Here is a 15,761-nt window from a genome sequence, read left to right on the forward strand (position 1 = left end):
CTGGCTGGGCACCATGGTCTCCAAGGAACAGCCGGACCCCGAGAAGTACGCGGAACTGGAGGTCCGCTCCCTCACCGGACACGGAGCCCACTGACCGGTCCGGCCGGGCCGTCAGCGGCCCCTCCGCGGATCCACGGGATCCCGTGAGGTTCCCAAGGAAATCCGATCGTCACAGCTGTGGCGTACGCTGCGGGACAATTGACGTAGCGCACATCATGCATGCGAACTGGAGGGGCCGCCGCCATGCTGATCGATACCTACGGTCGCGTCGCCACGGACCTGCGTGTCTCCCTGACCGACCGATGTAATCTGCGCTGCACCTATTGCATGCCGGAAGAGGGTCTCCAGTGGCTCGCCAAACCCGATCTGCTCACCGATGACGAGATCGTCCGGCTGATCGGGATCGCGGTGACCGACCTCGGCGTCACCGAGGTCCGCTTCACCGGGGGCGAGCCGCTGCTGCGGCCGGGCCTGGTCTCCATCGTCGAGCGCTGCGCCGCGCTCACCCCGCGCCCCCAGATGTCGCTGACCACCAATGGCGTCGGCCTGGAGCGCACCGCGGAAGCGCTGCGCGACGCGGGTCTCGACCGGGTCAATGTCTCCCTGGACACCCTGCGCCCGGAGGTCTTCCAGGCGCTGACCCGGCGTAAGCGCCACGGTGACGTCCTGCGCGGTCTGGAGGCGGCCCGCGCCGCCGGGCTCGCCCCGGTCAAGGTCAACACGGTGCTGATGCCCGGCCTCAACGAGGACGAGGCCCCCGAGCTGCTCACCTGGGCCCTGGAGAACGCCTACGAACTGCGCTTCATCGAGCAGATGCCGCTGGACGCCCAGCACGGCTGGAAGCGCGACGGCATGATCACCGCCGGGGACATCCTGACCAGTCTGCGCACCCGCTTCACCCTCACCCCCGAGGAGGACGGGGAGCGCGGCTCGGCGCCCGCCGAGCGCTGGCTCGTCGACGGCGGGCCCGCCCGCGTCGGCGTCATCGCCTCCGTCACCCGCCCGTTCTGCCGCGCTTGTGACCGCACCCGGCTGACCGCCGACGGACAGGTGCGCACCTGTCTGTTCGCCCGCGAGGAGTCCGATCTGCGCGGCGCGCTGCGGTCCGGCGCCCCGGACGAGGAGATCGCCCGGCTGTGGCGGGTGGCGATGTGGGGCAAGAAGGCGGGGTCCGGACTGGACGACCCGTCGTTCCTCCAGCCGGACCGTCCGATGTCGGCGATCGGCGGCTGACCCGCCGACCCGCCGGCCCCGTTCGTGGTCGGCCGCCCGCCCGGATCAGCGTTCGGCGGCCGACCACTCCTCGAGCGTCACCACGTCCTTGAGGAACCCCCGCACCCCGAGGAATTGCGAGAGGTGCTCCCGGTGCTCCTCGCAGGCCAGCCAGGTCTTGCGTCGCTCAGGAGTGTGGATCTTCGGATTGTTCCAGGCCAGCACCCAGACCGCCGGGGCGCGGCAGCCCTTGGCGGAGCAGATCACGGCATCGTCTTCGGCGGGGGTCTCGCGGGTGTTCACACCGCAGACTCTACGGAAGCCGCCCCGGACATGGCGACGCCGGGCAGCCACGGGGGGAGCCGCCCGGCGTCGGTCCGTCGCTCCGACGGGGGATGCGGAGCGCGTACGCAGTATGTCACGAGGGATGGGGCGCGGTGCACCGGAACTGCGCGATTGATCTGAGGTTTTCCTGAGTATATGGAAACGCGGCAGGTCAGCCGTGTCCCCCGCGTCCATCCTCGCTGGTATGTCCGATGTCTTCCGCGGCGGATTCCGCCTGCGGGCCGTCCGACGGCCCGTGGTGCGGCCCTTCGTCCTGCGGGGCGGAGACCAGCATGGGCCGCTGCGGCGGGGGGAGGTACGTGGTGGGCAGCGAAGGGGCGTTCTCCCGGCCCGCGTTGGCGATGACCACCGCGATGTACGGCAGCAGCACGCCCAACACCAGCGCCACGATGGCCACATGGCGCTCCACGTTCCACAGCACCGCGGCCAGTACGACGGAGACGGTGCGCACGGACATCGAGATCACATAGCGCCGCTGCCGGCCGCGCACATCGTCGGCCAGCCCCTGCCGGGCACCGGTGATCCGGAAGACTTCCGCGTCGCCCTGCTTCCGCATCACGTTCCACCACCTGCTCGAGGAGCGGGCCACCCCGCTCCGGGACGTATCCCACGTTACGCCGCGCACCCGCCGGACTCGAGACCGGGGCACCCCGATGGGTGGCCACTCGGTTACGCCATGACATGGACCCGACGCTCCGACGTGCGCCGTAACCGAAACGGTCGAACACTGGAGGGAAATGCGCATCCCCCACCGCGTCAGGAGGCGACATGAACTGGCTGTGGGCGATCGTCGTGGGAATCATTCTTGGTGTGCTTGCCAGGGCGATCCTGCCGGGGAAACAGGACATCCCACTGTGGCTGACCTGTCTCTACGGCATTCTCGGGGCCATCGTGGGCAACGCGGTGGCCGGATGGATCGGGGTCAGACATACCGGAGGCTTCGACTGGATCCGGCATCTGCTCCAACTGGCCGGGGCGATCGTCATCGTCGCCCTCGGCACTCCGCTGTGGCAGACCATCCGCCACGGCGGCAAACGGGAACGGGCTTAGGGCCGACCGGCCCGGCCCGCCTCACGCGGCGGCGGCCGGCGCGCATGGTGGATGCGCACCGGCCGCCGCTTCGGGCTGGAGGCCCCCGAAGCCCGTGGGCCCGGCCTCCCCGCGTGTCTACAGCCCCTGGATGTGGGCGATCTTCCGCCCGGCCTTGAGGTAGACGGCCCCGGAGGACCCGGTGAGCCCCGCCTCCGCCAGGGTCTCCGCGACCACCTCGGCCAGCGGACGTACCGCCTGGGCCTCGGGCAGCACCACCGACTCCTGGCCGCCCTCGGTCTCCACCACCAGCCGCAGCCCGTTCTGCTTGGCCACCCGGCGGGCGGCTGAGGCGCTGGGCTGGAACTCCAGCACCTTGCTCAGCACGGTCGCCACCGTCTCCGAGCCGTGCTCGGCGGCGTCGACCACCGGGAGGGCGCCCAGGTCGGCGAAGGTCTTCTTGGAGAACTGGGCGACGAAGCCCGCACGGGCCTTCATGGCCGCCTCGATGCCGTACAGCGCCGCGACCACCTCGCCCGCCAGGACCTTCTTCAGGTCCATCGGGTGCAGCGAACGGTCCTCCACCCGGGCGGTCGCGGCGGCGATCTCCGCGTCCGTCCACTCCGTCCACGCCTCCAGGTACGGCTTCATCAGCCGGTCCGGAATCGACATGATCTTGCCGAAGACATCGTCGGCGGTCGCGGTGAGCGGCACGTAGTTGCCCTTGGACTTGGACATCTTGGCGCCGGTGCCGTCGGTGCCCTCGATCAGCGGCATGGTGACGACCAGCTGCGGGGTCTGCCCGCGCAGCTCCATCAGCTTGCGCCCCATCTGCAGGTTGAGCAGCTGGTCGGCGCCGCCCAGCTCGACGTCGCACTCCAGCGCCACCGAGTCCAGGCCCTGGGCGATGGGGTACAGCAGCTCGGACATGGTCAGCCCGGAGCCCGCGGCCAGCCGGTTGCGGAAGTCCTCGCGCTGGAGCAGCTGGGAGACCGGCACCTGGGAGAGCAGCGCCAGCAGCTCCGGGAAGGTGAACGGCGCCAGCCACTCGCTGTTCTGCCGGAAGCTGACCTTCTCGAAGTCGAAGAACGGCCGGACCTGCTCCTGGTAGCCCGCCAGGTTCCGCGCGATGTCCTCGTCGGTCAGCGGCGGACGCTCCGCCGTACGGCCCGACGGGTCCCCGATCTTGGCCGTGAAGTCACCGATCAGCAGGGTGACGTCATGGCCCATCCGCTGGAAGCGGCTGAGGATGATCATCGGCACGACATGGCCGAGGTGCACATCGGCCGCCGTCGGGTCGATGCCCAGCTTGATCCCCAGACCCCGGCCCTCGCCCCGCCGCCGCTCGATACGCCCGGCCAGCTCGGACACGCCCGGCAGCACCTCGACCGTGCGGGAGGCGATCAGCTCCGCCTGCTCCTCGGGCGACAGATCCGTCAGATCCAGATAGCGCCGCGAGCCCGTCTCACCGAGCAGCCGCTCGACGGTGCTGTCGGAGGAGAGGTCCTGGCTGAGGAGCTCGGTGGCGCGGGCGACGGATTCGCCGAGGCGTGTCATGGGGTTCCTGAGTGACTTATGGGTGGACGGATGGGCGGGACCAGTGTATTCGGCCGGTCACACGCCCTTGCTGACGGAGCTCATGTTGAAGTCCGGGATCCGCAGCGCGGGCATCGCGGCCCGGGTGAACCAGTCGCCCCACTCACGCGGCAGTGTGCGCTCGGTCCGGCCCGCCTCGGTGGCCCGGGAGAGCAGGCCCACCGGCGACTCGTTGAACCGGAAGTTGTTCACCTCACCGACCACCTCGCCGTCCTCGACCAGGTAGACCCCGTCCCGGGTGAGCCCGGTCAGCAGCAGGGTGGCCGGATCCACCTCACGGATGTACCACAGACAGGTCAGCAGCAGGGCCGGGCCCTGGCCGCCGGTGGCCGCCACCATCTCCTCCAGCGACCGGGTGCCGCCCGCCTCCAGGATCAGGTTGTCGACCGCCGGGGCGATGGGCAGCCCGGTGAGCGCGGCCGAGTGGCGGGTGGTGAGGAGCTGGTTCAGCACCCCGTCGCGCAGCCAGTCGGTGGCCGTGAGCGCCAGTCCGTTGTCGAAGACCGACGCGTCGTCCCCCGAGGAGTGCGCGATCACGAACGGCGCCGCCTCCAGACCCGGTGCCCGCGGATCGCTGCGCAGCGTCATCGGCAGTGCGGACAGCTTCTCCCCGATCCGGGTCCCGCCGCCGGGACGGCTGAAGACCGTACGGCCCTCCGCCGCGTCCCGCGCCACCGACGACCACATCTGGTAGATCAGCAGATCCGCCACGGCGGACGGGGGCAGCAGCGTCTCGTAGCGGCCCGCCGGAAGCTCCACCCGCCGCTCCGCCCAGGCCAGCCGCCCGGCCAGCTCGGCGTCGAGCGCGGCCGGGTCCACGTCCGTGAAGTCACGTGTGGCACGCCCGGCCCACGCCGAACGCGGCCCGCCGCCGTCCGCGGCCGGAGACTTGGCGTTGATCTCCAGGGTGCCGGTCGGCTGGTCATGGCGCAGCCGCAGCCCCGTGGAGGTGCCCAGAAAGGTCGAGACGACCTCGTGGTGGGCGAAGCCGTACAGCGCTCGACCGCCCGCGCGGGCCCGGGCGAAGGAGTCGCCGAGGGCGGGCGCGAAGGCCGTGAACACCGCGGAGGAGGTCTCGGCGGGGGAGTCGGTGAACCCGGGGGAGTCCGGCAGCGAGGCGTCCGGGGCGACCAGCGGCCGCGCGTCCTCGGCCGGACCCGCCTCCCGGGCCGCCGCCTCCGCCGCCCGGACCAGCGGCTCCAGCTCATCCGCCGTGACCGCGGACCGGGACACCACCCCCGAGGCGGTGCCCTGCGCGCCGTCCACGGTGGCCACCACGGTCAGCGAACGGCCGCGGGTGACCCCGTTGGTCGTCAGCGCGTTGCCCGCCCAGCGCAGATGGGCCGTGGACTTCTCGTCCGCGATCACCACACAGCCGTCCGCGCGGGACAGCTCCAGGGCGCGTTCGACGATCTCGTGCGGCTTGTACGACGCGGTCATCGCCCGGCCTCCTGGGTGGTGTTGAGGATGTTCACACCGCGGAACAGCGCGGAAGGACAGCCGTGCGACACCGCCGCGACCTGCCCCGGCTGCGCCTTGCCGCAGTTGAACGCGCCGTGCAGCACATAGGTCTGCGGTCCGCCGACGGCCGCCATCGACCCCCAGAAGTCCGTGGTGGTGGCCTGGTAGGCGAAGTCACGCACCTGCCCCGCCAGCGCGCCGTTGCGGATGCGGTACGCCCGCTGCGCCGTGAACTGGAAGTTGTACCGCTGCATATCGATCGACCAGGAGCGGTCGCCCACCAGGTAGAGACCGTTCTCGACACCGCCGATCAGATCCCCGGTCGACGGACCGCCCTCGGCCGCCGGTTGCAGCGACACATTGGCCATCCGCTGCACCGGAACGTGGCTCGGTGAATCGGCGTACGCACAGCCGTTGGACCGCTCGAACCCGGTCAGCCGGGCGATCCGGCGGTCCATCTGATACCCCACGAGCGTGCCGTCCTTGACCAGGTCCCAGGACTGGGCCGCCACGCCCTCGTCGTCGTAACCGGTCGTGGCCAGCCCGTGCTCGGCCGTCCGGTCACCGGTGACGTTCATGATGTCCGAGCCGTAGGCCAGCTTGCCCAACTGGTCGAAGGTGGCGAACGAGGTCCCCGCGTACGCCGCCTCGTACCCCAGCGCCCGGTCCAGCTCGGTGGCGTGGCCGATCGACTCGTGGATCGTCAGCCACAGATTGGACGGATCGATCACCAGGTCGTACGACCCGGCCTCCACCGACGGCGCCCGCATCTTCTCGGCGAGCAGCTCCGGCATCTCCGCCAGCTCGGTGTCCCAGTCCCACACCCCGGCCCCGGCCCCGGTACCGGTCAGGTACTCCCAGCCGCGTCCCACCGGCGGGGCGGTGGTGCGCATCGAGTCGAACTCCCCGGTCTGCGGATCCACCGCGAACGCGGTCAGCTGCGGATGCAGGCGTACCCGCTGCTGGGTGGTGGTGGTGCCCGCGGTGTCCGCGTAGAACTTGTTGTCCTGGACGGTCAGCAGATTCGCGTCGGCGTGCGCGACCCCCTCGGCCGCCAGCAGCCGCTCACTCCACTCCGCCAGCAGCGCGGTCTTCTCCGCGTCCGCCACGTCGAAGGGGTTGACCTCGTAGGACGAGACCCAGGTCCTGTCGGCGTGCACCGGCTCATCGGCCAGCTCCACCCGCTCGTCCGACCCGGCCGCCTGGATCACCCGGGCCGACAGCTTCGCCATCTCCACGGCCCGCGAGGCGACCCGCGCGGCGGCGTCCATGGTCAGATCCACCCCGGAGGCGAACCCCCAGGCCCCGCCGTGCACCACCCGCACCGCGTACCCCACGTCGGTGGTGTCCGACGCCCCCGCGGGCCTGGCATCCCGCAACCGCCACGCGGCGCTCCGCACCCGCTCGAACCGGAAGTCGGCATGCTCAGCCCCCAGCGCGCGGGCGCGCGCGAGCGCCGCGTCAGCGAGCGCCCGCAGCGGCAGCGCGAGGAAGGACGGATCGATCTCGTGCGCCACGGGCGACTCCCCTTCGTCGGTGTACGTCCTGTTGTTGGTGCCGGTGGGCAGTGAACCATGCCGATGTGGGGTGGGGCGCGACGATCGCCGGGGCGGCCGTGAAAACAACGTGGGCCGCCCTCGCCGTGGGGGGCGGCCCGAACGGTCGGCTACACGCCGAACCCGTCAGCCGTGAGGTGGCCGATGAAGGCGTCCCACTGGCGTATGGGGAAGGCAAGCTGTGATCCGTGACGGTTGGTGGAGTCCCGTACGTGGAGGGTGTCGGCGGTGACGGCCACCTCGACGCACATACCGCCTTCGCCGCTGCTGTAGCTGCTCTTGAACCACGACAGTTCCAGGTGGTTGTCGTTCACGTTTCTCCCCGCAGTTTCTCTATGAATCCCAGCGACTCCCGTGGAGTGAGAGCCTGGGCCCTGATGATCGCGTAGCGCTGTTCAAGAGTGCGGACCGCTTTGCGATCCGTCAGCAACCTGCTGATGTCCTGAACCTCTGTGTAGGCCATCATCTGGCGCCCCTTGGGCTCCAGCAAGGCAAATGGGCCACCCGCTCCGGCATGCTCTTCCAGCCTTGTCGGCATCACTTGAAGATCTACGTTCCGCATCTGGCCGATGCGCAGCAGGTGTTCCAGTTGCGCGTGCATCACCGACGGTCCGCCGCACGGTCGGCGCAACACCGCCTCTTCGGTCACGAAGCTCATAAGGGGCGGGGGCCGCCGAGCGATGAGTTCCTGCCGGGCCAACCGGGCGGTGACCCGCTGTTCGACGGTCTCCTCGTCCAGTATGGGACGTTGCATGGTGAAGACCGCGCGGGCGTAGTCCTCGGTCTGGAGCAACCCATTGATCACCTGGTTCTCATACGCGTGGAACTCGACCGCCTGCGCCTCCAGCCGTGCCGCGCCTCGGAAGAACGCCGGGAGCTGCACGTTGGCGACTTCCTCCTTGGCGGCCCGCAGGACTCCGAACGCCTCAAGTGCCCCATCAGCCGCGTCCAGGAAATCCGGTTGTGGCACCCGGCGTCCCTGCTCGACCGAGGAGACCTGCTCCTCGCTGTATCCGATCGCCTCACCCAACCGAGCCTGTGTGAGCCCCGCCCGTTCGCGGAAGAGCTTCACCTGCCTGCCGATGCACTTGACGATGTCGCCTGCCATGGCCCGCCCACCTCCCTTGCGCCTTCCTTGCGCGAGAACGCCGCGCGGTCCCTCGGTGTCACGCCATGACTCCCGTACCAACACCAGCCGTGCCCGTACCGCGACCCTGCGTACCCGCCGACCGTCTGGTCAGGCTAGGCACGCTTGGCCACGCTCGGTGATGTGAATGGTGAAAATCCCCCTGGCGATACGTTCGAGATGTTCTTCACCTCTTCCCGACGGGGTGCCCGGCTCGCCCGGCGCCTCGTCGTTCGCAGACTGGAGGAATGGGGCGTTCCCCGGGACAGCGACGCCTCACAGGGCCTCGCGCTGATCGCGGGCGAACTCACGGCGAATGCCGTGAGCCATGGGCATACGCCTGGCCGGAACTTCCATCTACGGCTCAGCGTGCAGCCGTCGCCCGGCCGGGACGGGTGCCACACCCCTGTCTCGGCCCGTATCGAGGTGTCCGACGCCCGCGACGAGCGGCGCCCGGTGCTCCGCGACCGGGATGACGAGGCGGAGGGCGGACGCGGGCTGCTGCTCGTGGACGCGCTCGCCTCGAAGTGGGGAGTGGCGGAGCGGGGCATCGGCAAGACGGTGTGGTGCGAATACGCTCTCGCTCCCGGCGGAGAGGGGTGCCGGTCGCAGCAAGTCACGGGAGACACCGGAGCCGGCGAAGCGCGATGATGCGGGAGACGGGCGAGCAAGCCCGCCGTGGTGAAGGAGCGTCGGCCGTGGAGTACGGACGTCTACGGGAAATCGCGGAGCGGCTCACCGAGCGCGCCCCGGACCCGTTTCGGGGTTATGAGATCTCAGTGGTGACGAGATCGTCATGCTGATGTCGCCCCCGCGCCCGCATGAGTTCATCGCTCTGCGTATCCGCCAGCAGCTCGACCAGCAGATCCCGTCTTTTCTGGTCGCTCATACGGGCGGTGAGGTGGAGGATGCCTCTCTCGGGAAACTGCGGCGCCCTGATCTGATCGTCGTTCCGGACGCGGTGTTCGCGGAGAACACGATGGCGCCGTTCCATCCTCGCGATGTCGCTTTGGTCGCCGAGGTCGTGTCGCCGTCGAATCACTCCACCGACTACGTCGAGAAGATGCATGACTACCCGGCGATGGGTATCCCCCTCTACCTTCTCGTCGACCCGCGGAAGGGCACGATTGCGGCCCTTTCCGATCCGGGTCCGGGGCTCGGGGGTGAAGGTCCCCGTTACCGAACCCGCAGCGATTACGCCTTCGGCGACGAGGTGACCATCGGGGACTGGACGCTCGCCACCACGGACCTGCGTACCTATCCCGAGGCCCGCTGACCGCCGCCGACGGCCGACAGCGCGGTCTTCTTCGCGTCCGCCTCGCAGGGCGAGACCCAGGTCCGGCCGGCGTGCACCGCCTCACCGGCCAGTTCCACCTGCTTATCGGAGCTCGTCCCGCAGCCGCCGCGCGGCGGCTGCGCACCCGCTCGAACCGGAAGTCGGCATGCTTAGCCCTGATTCTACCCCGCGGTTTTTTCTGGCGGTTGAGGGAAATTCGGGTCACGACATCGCTCGCTCTAGCCTACTGATCCACCGGGAGCATGTCTCCGTGTTGATTGCATCAAATAGTTCCGGAGTGGAGATCTCAAAAAGGAACTGAAGCAGCAGATCCTCATGCTCTTCGGTTACTCCAATCGCGTCCACTGAATGCACAACCTCTGCCCAGTCGATGAGCTCTTGTGCCGAGATGTCGCCCGCCATGAACTTTTCGAGCGCCGCAATCGCGCTATCCGGGCTTAGCTGAACGACCTCATCGATTTGACCATGGCTGGCCGATTGTGCGGCGGTTGCTAGGTCGTGTACGCGTCCGTTCACGTCAAGGAGGTCGAGAAGTTTTTGAATGTCCTGCTGGCGCACATGACCACCCCAATCAAAGTGTTATCGAATCTACTTCGGCTTCACGTGTACCACATTTCCGTCTGGATCCAAAGTGGTTTTATATGCTTTAACTGTATTGCCATCCACATCGACTTCCTTCGCGTATATGGCGCAGGACCCAGGAACCCTGCCGGGTACCCTGTAGCTGAACTCGACATTTCCATCGTCAAGACGTTTGATGATGGGAATTTCTGCTGCGCCAGAGCTGCCCTTCATGAACCGCTTGAGGTTTTTCAGCTGAGCTTCATTCAGTTCGCCCAATCCTTGAGCCCTTCGCAACTTCTCGCCACGAGTTAGCTTTTCCGGGCAATCCGGCGCCAGCCCCAGCGGGTCGATCCAAAAGTAGGGGCTTTCGATGTATGCATGATGGTTGGATGCAGGTTCTAGGCCCAACGGGTCCGGCGATGCGTACCGGGCGGTTTCGGGGTCGTAGTAGCGGAAGTAGTTGTAGTGCAGGCCGGTTTCGGGGTCGGCGTATTGGCCGGGGAAGCGGAGGGGGCAGTCCACCTCCGGGGTGCCCGGTGGGGCCGGGAGAGGCGTGCCCCAGAGGGTGGTGCGGGGGTGCCAGGCCAGGGTGCCGTCGGGGGCGATGAGTTCGGTGGGGGTGCCGACCAGGTCCGTGACGATCGCGTGGAAGCGGGTGTCGTACTCGGTTCCGGCCAGTGCCGACGTCGTCGTCTGGGATATCGGGCGGTGGGTGCCTGGGGCGTAGTCCCAGGTGGTGGTGTGGCCGTCGGCCGTGGTCTGTTCGGCGACGCGGGTGCCGTCCCAGGTGAAGTCGATCCGGTCGGTCACCGTGTCGTCCGCCGCGAGGCGGCGCTTGGCGGTGCGGCGGCCCAAGGGGTCATACGTGTAGCGCCACCGCGCGCCGTCCGGGGTGGTGGCCTGGGTGAGGCGGTCCTCCGTGTTCCAGGTGTAGGTCCAGGTGCGGCGCTGGCCGTTGAGGAGGCGGCGGGTGCGGCGGATCAGACGGCCCTGGGCGTCGTGTTCGTAGGTCGTGCGGTCGCGCTCGCCGCCCGCGGTGCGGATGAGCGTGCCGCTGAACTCGCGCGGACCGGGGGAGGGGTGCTCGGGGGCCCCGGCCGTGGTGAGGTTGCCCGCGCTGTCGTACGCGTAGGTCTCGGTCCAGCCGTTGGCGTGGACGGCGGTGACCCTGCCGACCGGATCGAGGTCGAAGGTCCGTGTGCCCGAGGTGAGTTCACGGATCTCGGTGAGGTGGTCGTCCGCGCGGTAGGCGTAGGCGCGGTGCTGGATGAGGGCCGAGGCCGGGCCGGTGACGGTCTGACCCGTCATGCGGTCCAGACCGTCCCAGGTCTGGGAGAGCGTCACATCGGCACCGAAGGTGCGGGACGTCTCGCGGCCCGCCGCGTCATAGCCGAAGCGCAGCGAGTTGTCCGCGGTGGTGAGCGACACCGGACGGGACGCCGCGTCGTGGGTCCACGCCGAGCGCACCCCCGCCGGGGTGATGCGCTCGGTGCGGTGGCCCGCCGCGTCGTAGGCGTAGGAGGTCGTACGACCGTCCACCGTCTCGGTCAGGATCCGGCCGAGGGCGTCGTAGCCGCGGGCCAGTTCCGTGTCCGGATTCGTCGCTGCCGTCAGACGGCCCACGGCGTCGTAGGCGAAGGTCGTCTCGGTGCCGTCGTCGGCGCGGGTGGCGACCGTACGGCCCAGGGCGTCCCGCCGGTAGTGCAGCCGCTCGCCCGCGCCGTTGGTACGGGAGCTGACCCGGCCGGCGGCGTCATGCTCGTACGTCAGCGTGCGGTCGTTGAAGTCGGTTTCGGAGATCAGCCGCCCGGCACCGTCGTAGGTGTAGGTCCAGGTGAGGCCCTGGGGGTTGGTGACCTGGGTCAGTTGTAGCTGGCTGTCATAGGTGAAGCCGTATTCGGCCCCGTCGGGGTCGGTCCGGGTGGCGAGGAGGTCGAAGTGGGTGTGGGTGTGGCGGGTGGTGTTACCCGCCGGATCGGTGTGCTGGAGGAGGTTGCCTTCGGCGTCCCACGCCCAGGTCTCGCGGCTGCCGTCGGGGCGGGTGCGCCAGGCGGGCTTGCCCTCGATGGTCCAGCCTTGGCGGGTGATGTTGCCCAGGGGGTCGGTGACGCGCGTGATCCGGCCGTGGGTGCCCCGGCGGACGGTGGTCGTGTTCCCCAGGGGATCGGTGACCTCGACCGGCAGACCGGCGGCGTCGCAGACCACGGTGGTGGTGTTGCCCAGCGGGTCGGTGACCGAGGTCAGGCTGCCGGAGTCGGCGTCGTAGGCGTAACAGGTCTCCGCGCCCGTCGGGTCCGTGGCCCTGGTGAGGTTGCCCCGCTCGTCGTACGCGTAGCGCCATACCGCGCCATCCGGTTCGCATACCTCCAGCGGTCGGCCGTAGGCGTCGTAGTCGGCCGTGGCCGCCGTGCCGTCCGGGCGGTCGACGCGTATGAGGCGGTCGGAGCCGTCGTACGCGTAACGCGTCGTGTGCCCCAGCGGATCGGTCACCGACAGCGGCAGGCGACGGCCTTCAGGAGCCCACTCGGTGTGAGTGGTGTTCCCCAGCGCGTCGGTCTGGGCCACGGTCCGGTAGTCGTCGTCGAAGACGTAGGTGGTGCGGTGGCCGAGTGAGTCGGTGTAGACCGTGGTGCGGGACGCCGCGTCGTAGTGGAAGCGGCTGGCCATCATGTCGTCGGAGCCGACGGTGCGCAGTACGCGGCCGCGGTGGTCGTAGACGTAGGCGAAGCGGGTGCCGTTGCGGTCGGTCCAGGACGTGACGCGGTGCTGCTCGTCGTAGGTGAACCGCATCGGGTCCGCCGAGGAGTTGTAGACCTCGGTGAGGTCTCCGGCGTCGTCGTAGCCGAAGGACACCAGGGTGGTGCCCGTCTCGGTGTCACCGACGCCCAGCAGCCGAAGCGCGGTGACGCGCAGCAGTTCCGGATCGGTGTCGATCACGATGCGGTAGCCGCCGGAGTGCGCCACCTCCCGTGGGGCGCCCTCCTCGTCATAGGAGAAGGTGAGAGACCTGTCGTTGCGGTCCTCGATCGTCCGGAGAGGGAGCTCGTTGCCCTCCGCACCTTCCAGGGGCGCGAAGTGGAGGGTGGTGCCCTGCTCGGGGATGTCGATCCGCATGGTGCCGCCGACCGTGCCGTCCCAGCGCAGCGGCCAGTGCGGGCCCCGCACCGGGTAGGTGTCCTCCCCGGGAAGAGGAACCGCGTAGCGCAGCACCATGCCGTCGGCTGCGACGAACACAATCCCCTCGGCGTCCAGCTCCAGTCGCTGGTCGAGGGTGGCGGCCCAACTAGGGCCGAACCAGCCGCCGCAGGTGTGTCCGGAGACGAAGGTGCGCTCCAGAACCAGCGGCAGTGCTCCGGGCAGCGACACATCCGTGGCGGGCAGGACCATCTCGCCGGTCGCGACGTCGACCGGGTCGTGATCACAAGTCCTGTGCTTGGTTTCCTGGTTGTGGCTGCCCTTTCGGCCGGCCTTCCCACGTGCCTCGCCGTCCCGCCCGAGCGCCTTCCGCCGCGCGGCCAGCCGGCTCGCGGCCCCCTTGCCGCTCTTCAGACCCCTGCGCAGCGCGCTCGCGCCGCCGGTGGCCAGGGCCAGCAGCACTGACGGGCCGATCTCCCCCGCCGTACGCAGCGGATCCTGGGACCAACCCTTCCAGTTCTGGACGGCCTTTGCGAACTCCTCGGGGTGCTGGGCCAGGTACGCCGCACCGTCCGCCATGCCCGCGAGCTGCATCGAGGCACCGGCCAGGTCCCCCTTGACCAGCGAGGCGGGGAGCTCAGCCATACCGAGGATGCCGTGATGGGCCTTCCACAGCCCGTCCTTGAGGCTTTCCTTGCGCTTTTCCCAGTTGCTCGGCTTGTCCGGAGCCTTCTTCGTCGCCTCGTCGATCTTCTTCTTCGACGCGTCGACGACCAGTTGCAGCTCTTCGATCAGCTTGTCCAGCCGCTCGACACAGTGCTCCATCGCCGAGACGCCGGGATCGGTCTCCGAGGGCCGGTCCGGCAGCTGTTCATCGCCGCGCTTGACCGCGTCGTTGTAGGTCTCGACCTTCTTGTTGTGCGCTGTGGACGCCGCCCGTGCCGCCTCCGCGTCATCGATGATCGGCTGACAGCGCTTCTGCACCGAGCGCAGCTTGCGGGCGTAGGAGGCCAGCGCACTGGCCGCATGGGTGAACTCGTCGTGACCCGACGTCAGTTCCTTAGGCAGCCGGTCGACCGCCTTCCGGAACTCACCCGCGCCCAGGCCCTGCCAGCTGTCCGCGCCCAGCGGCCGCAGCTTGTCCTTTCCGTCCTGGAACGCGCCCGCGTACGCGCGCAGTTCCACCACCAGATCGTCGATATCGCCCGGCTTCCCGGGTATCAGATCCTCGACCTCGGCGTCGGCCGGTATGCGTACCTGCGGGGTCCGCCCCGCGTCCGGATCCCCCATCAGGACTCATCCTCATACTCACGCACGATCTCGTCCCTGAGCTTCTGCAGGCCCGAACTCTCCGGACGCTTCTCCATCTCCGGCGCGCCCACGTGCTCCCAGGACCAGTTACCGGCCGCGCCCTGCGGGAGTTTGGCCATGTTCGCGTCCGAGGGCCAGAAGTCCTTCACCCGCATCAGATCCGCCAGCATGTACCCGGCGATCGCCTCGTACAGCCGCTCGACCACCACATCCGCGTGGTCCGCGAGCTCACCCATCCCGAACCCCCACGCCTTGATGAACCCCTCACCCGAGGACAGGAGTTCGGGCGCGCCGCAGTGCTTGAGATAGGCCGACAGCTTCTCCTGGCCGTTCTTGACCGCCCGGGCCCCGACCACCGACTCCTCCAGCGGAGCGATCACGCTCTTCACCGAAGCGATCTCGATCTTGTAGCCGTCGGCGCCCTCGTCGCCGCCGTACTTACCGTGCTCACCACCCTCGGACGGGGCACGGTTCACATTCCTCGCGTCAGGGTCACCCACGACCCTCCCCCTCCCGCTGAACCTCCGCCTCGCTCAGCACCCCCGCGTCCAGCAGGAACGGCCGCTCACCCAACGGATCCACCAACGCCCGAACGCCCTCCGGCAACAACCCCACCAGGTCCTCGGCCGTCGTCGACGCCCAGGAACACGCGCCCGCGAACCGGGCCAGACCCCCTACCGTGGTGAACACCGCGACCAGCGGGCCGCCCTCCGGTGTCTCCGAGACCAGGAAGCCCGGGCTCTCCGGACGCTGGAAGTACAGGCGCGTCGCGCGCAGCGCCGCCCACTTCTCCCGCTCCGACATCCCCGCCGCGGTCTCCGCGCGTACGAGATCCGCCAGTGATTCCCCGCCGCCCCGACCTGGCGAACGCTGATTCCCGCCCCCAAACATGCGCGCCATCATCACACAGATGATCGATACCTTGCGTGACCGACACGCCGCTCTTCGCAGTCGTCCCGCGGGAGCGCGCCACGCCGGTGGCGTCGGGCGCGCTCTCCCCGGGGCTTCTGTAGGAAGTCGACAGGGACCGACTGGCGGCCCTGTGCGTGATCGATTCTCCGAAGCGGCTTCCGGCCCGATAGTTTTTCTGCAACAAGGGTCGGCACATGTGTGGCGTCCAGTACGACAT

The 15,761-nt window shown here is 69.1% G+C and carries 15 protein-coding genes; 4 read left to right on the forward strand and 11 right to left on the reverse strand.

From position 1 onward, the window contains the following. The first annotated feature begins 243 nt into the window (after positions 1-243). A complete protein-coding gene (moaA, locus tag AC07FT_RS35185; RefSeq protein ID WP_479180202.1) occupies positions 244-1,233 on the forward strand; it encodes a GTP 3',8-cyclase MoaA in 990 nt (329 codons plus the stop codon). Positions 1,234-1,278: 45 nt separating this feature from the next. On the opposite strand, the gene AC07FT_RS35190 is transcribed toward moaA, so the two are convergent. After that, entirely contained in the window at positions 1,279-1,515 is a 237-nt protein-coding gene (locus AC07FT_RS35190) for a hypothetical protein (RefSeq protein ID WP_254751925.1), read from the reverse strand. 193 nt (positions 1,516-1,708) lie between these two features. Beyond that, a complete protein-coding gene (locus AC07FT_RS35195; RefSeq protein WP_479180203.1) occupies positions 1,709-2,113 on the reverse strand; it encodes a DUF3099 domain-containing protein in 405 nt (134 codons plus the stop codon). Positions 2,114-2,325: 212 nt separating this feature from the next. Here AC07FT_RS35195 and AC07FT_RS35200 point away from each other — a divergent pair, with 212 nt between their 5' ends. Next, on the forward strand, positions 2,326-2,607 hold the full coding sequence (locus AC07FT_RS35200) for a GlsB/YeaQ/YmgE family stress response membrane protein (protein ID WP_478775359.1): 282 nt from the start codon (positions 2,326-2,328) through the stop codon (positions 2,605-2,607). Positions 2,608-2,724: 117 nt separating this feature from the next. Here AC07FT_RS35200 and tyrS read toward each other — a convergent pair whose 3' ends face one another. The 5 genes from tyrS to AC07FT_RS35225 all read right to left on the reverse strand — a co-directional run bounded on the left by tyrS (position 2,725) and on the right by AC07FT_RS35225 (position 8,307). Further along, positions 2,725-4,143, reverse strand: a complete 1,419-nt coding sequence (gene tyrS / locus AC07FT_RS35205) for a tyrosine--tRNA ligase (protein WP_479180205.1) — start codon at positions 4,141-4,143, stop codon at positions 2,725-2,727. A 57-nt stretch (positions 4,144-4,200) separates the two neighbouring features. Continuing rightward, on the reverse strand, positions 4,201-5,622 hold the full coding sequence (locus AC07FT_RS35210) for a metallopeptidase TldD-related protein (RefSeq protein ID WP_479180207.1): 1,422 nt from the start codon (positions 5,620-5,622) through the stop codon (positions 4,201-4,203). Then, positions 5,619-7,160, reverse strand: coding sequence for a TldD/PmbA family protein (locus AC07FT_RS35215; RefSeq protein WP_479180208.1), 1,542 nt, complete (start codon positions 7,158-7,160; stop codon positions 5,619-5,621). The genes AC07FT_RS35210 and AC07FT_RS35215 overlap by 4 nt, the downstream gene beginning before the upstream one ends. Positions 7,161-7,309: 149 nt before the next feature. Beyond that, entirely contained in the window at positions 7,310-7,513 is a 204-nt protein-coding gene (locus tag AC07FT_RS35220) for a DUF397 domain-containing protein (RefSeq protein ID WP_479180210.1), read from the reverse strand. Then, on the reverse strand, positions 7,510-8,307 hold the full coding sequence (locus tag AC07FT_RS35225; RefSeq protein WP_479180211.1) for a helix-turn-helix domain-containing protein: 798 nt from the start codon (positions 8,305-8,307) through the stop codon (positions 7,510-7,512). Before AC07FT_RS35225 ends, AC07FT_RS35220 begins: the two co-directional genes overlap by 4 nt. 144 nt (positions 8,308-8,451) lie before the next feature. On the opposite strand from AC07FT_RS35225, the gene AC07FT_RS35230 reads away from it, so the two are divergent. Beyond that, on the forward strand, positions 8,452-8,976 hold the full coding sequence (locus tag AC07FT_RS35230; protein WP_479180213.1) for an ATP-binding protein: 525 nt from the start codon (positions 8,452-8,454) through the stop codon (positions 8,974-8,976). A 145-nt stretch (positions 8,977-9,121) separates the two neighbouring features. Further along, positions 9,122-9,601 (forward strand): Uma2 family endonuclease, encoded by a 480-nt coding sequence (locus AC07FT_RS35235; protein WP_479180214.1) that lies wholly within the window; start codon positions 9,122-9,124, stop codon positions 9,599-9,601. A 222-nt stretch (positions 9,602-9,823) separates the two neighbouring features. On the opposite strand, the gene AC07FT_RS35240 is transcribed toward AC07FT_RS35235, so the two are convergent. From AC07FT_RS35240 to AC07FT_RS35255, 4 genes are read right to left on the reverse strand one after another with little or no spacing between them, the layout of a single operon-like run. Then, positions 9,824-10,180, reverse strand: a complete 357-nt coding sequence (locus AC07FT_RS35240; protein WP_479180216.1) for a hypothetical protein — start codon at positions 10,178-10,180, stop codon at positions 9,824-9,826. Between the two features lie 30 nt (positions 10,181-10,210). Further along, positions 10,211-14,611, reverse strand: a complete 4,401-nt coding sequence (locus AC07FT_RS35245; protein WP_479180218.1) for a putative T7SS-secreted protein — start codon at positions 14,609-14,611, stop codon at positions 10,211-10,213. Next, entirely contained in the window at positions 14,611-15,132 is a 522-nt protein-coding gene (locus tag AC07FT_RS35250) for a hypothetical protein (RefSeq protein ID WP_479180219.1), read from the reverse strand. Before AC07FT_RS35250 ends, AC07FT_RS35245 begins: the two co-directional genes overlap by 1 nt. Further along, the gene (locus tag AC07FT_RS35255) at positions 15,125-15,436 is read right to left on the reverse strand and encodes an SseB family protein (RefSeq protein WP_479180220.1); all 312 of its coding nucleotides are present in this window, start codon (positions 15,434-15,436) and stop codon (positions 15,125-15,127) included. Before AC07FT_RS35255 ends, AC07FT_RS35250 begins: the two co-directional genes overlap by 8 nt. Between the last annotated feature and the right edge of the window lie 325 nt (positions 15,437-15,761).

It is taken from the genome of Streptomyces sp. NPDC045899 (genome assembly GCF_056431485.1).

Bases quoted from the DNA above. Each gene is read 5' to 3' on its own strand.
- moaA (WP_479180202.1), top strand. From the start codon at position 244: ATGCTGATCGATACCTACGGTCGCGTCGCCACGGACCTGCGTGTCTCC.
- AC07FT_RS35195 (WP_479180203.1), bottom strand. From the start codon at position 2,113: ATGCGGAAGCAGGGCGACGCGGAAGTCTTCCGGATCACCGGTGCCCGG.
- AC07FT_RS35200 (WP_478775359.1), top strand. From the start codon at position 2,326: ATGAACTGGCTGTGGGCGATCGTCGTGGGAATCATTCTTGGTGTGCTT.
- tyrS (WP_479180205.1), bottom strand. From the start codon at position 4,143: ATGACACGCCTCGGCGAATCCGTCGCCCGCGCCACCGAGCTCCTCAGC.
- AC07FT_RS35210 (WP_479180207.1), bottom strand. From the start codon at position 5,622: ATGACCGCGTCGTACAAGCCGCACGAGATCGTCGAACGCGCCCTGGAG.
- AC07FT_RS35225 (WP_479180211.1), bottom strand. From the start codon at position 8,307: ATGGCAGGCGACATCGTCAAGTGCATCGGCAGGCAGGTGAAGCTCTTC.
- AC07FT_RS35235 (WP_479180214.1), top strand. From the start codon at position 9,122: ATGCTGATGTCGCCCCCGCGCCCGCATGAGTTCATCGCTCTGCGTATC.
- AC07FT_RS35245 (WP_479180218.1), bottom strand. From the start codon at position 14,611: ATGGGGGATCCGGACGCGGGGCGGACCCCGCAGGTACGCATACCGGCC.
- AC07FT_RS35255 (WP_479180220.1), bottom strand. From the start codon at position 15,436: ATGTCGGAGCGGGAGAAGTGGGCGGCGCTGCGCGCGACGCGCCTGTAC.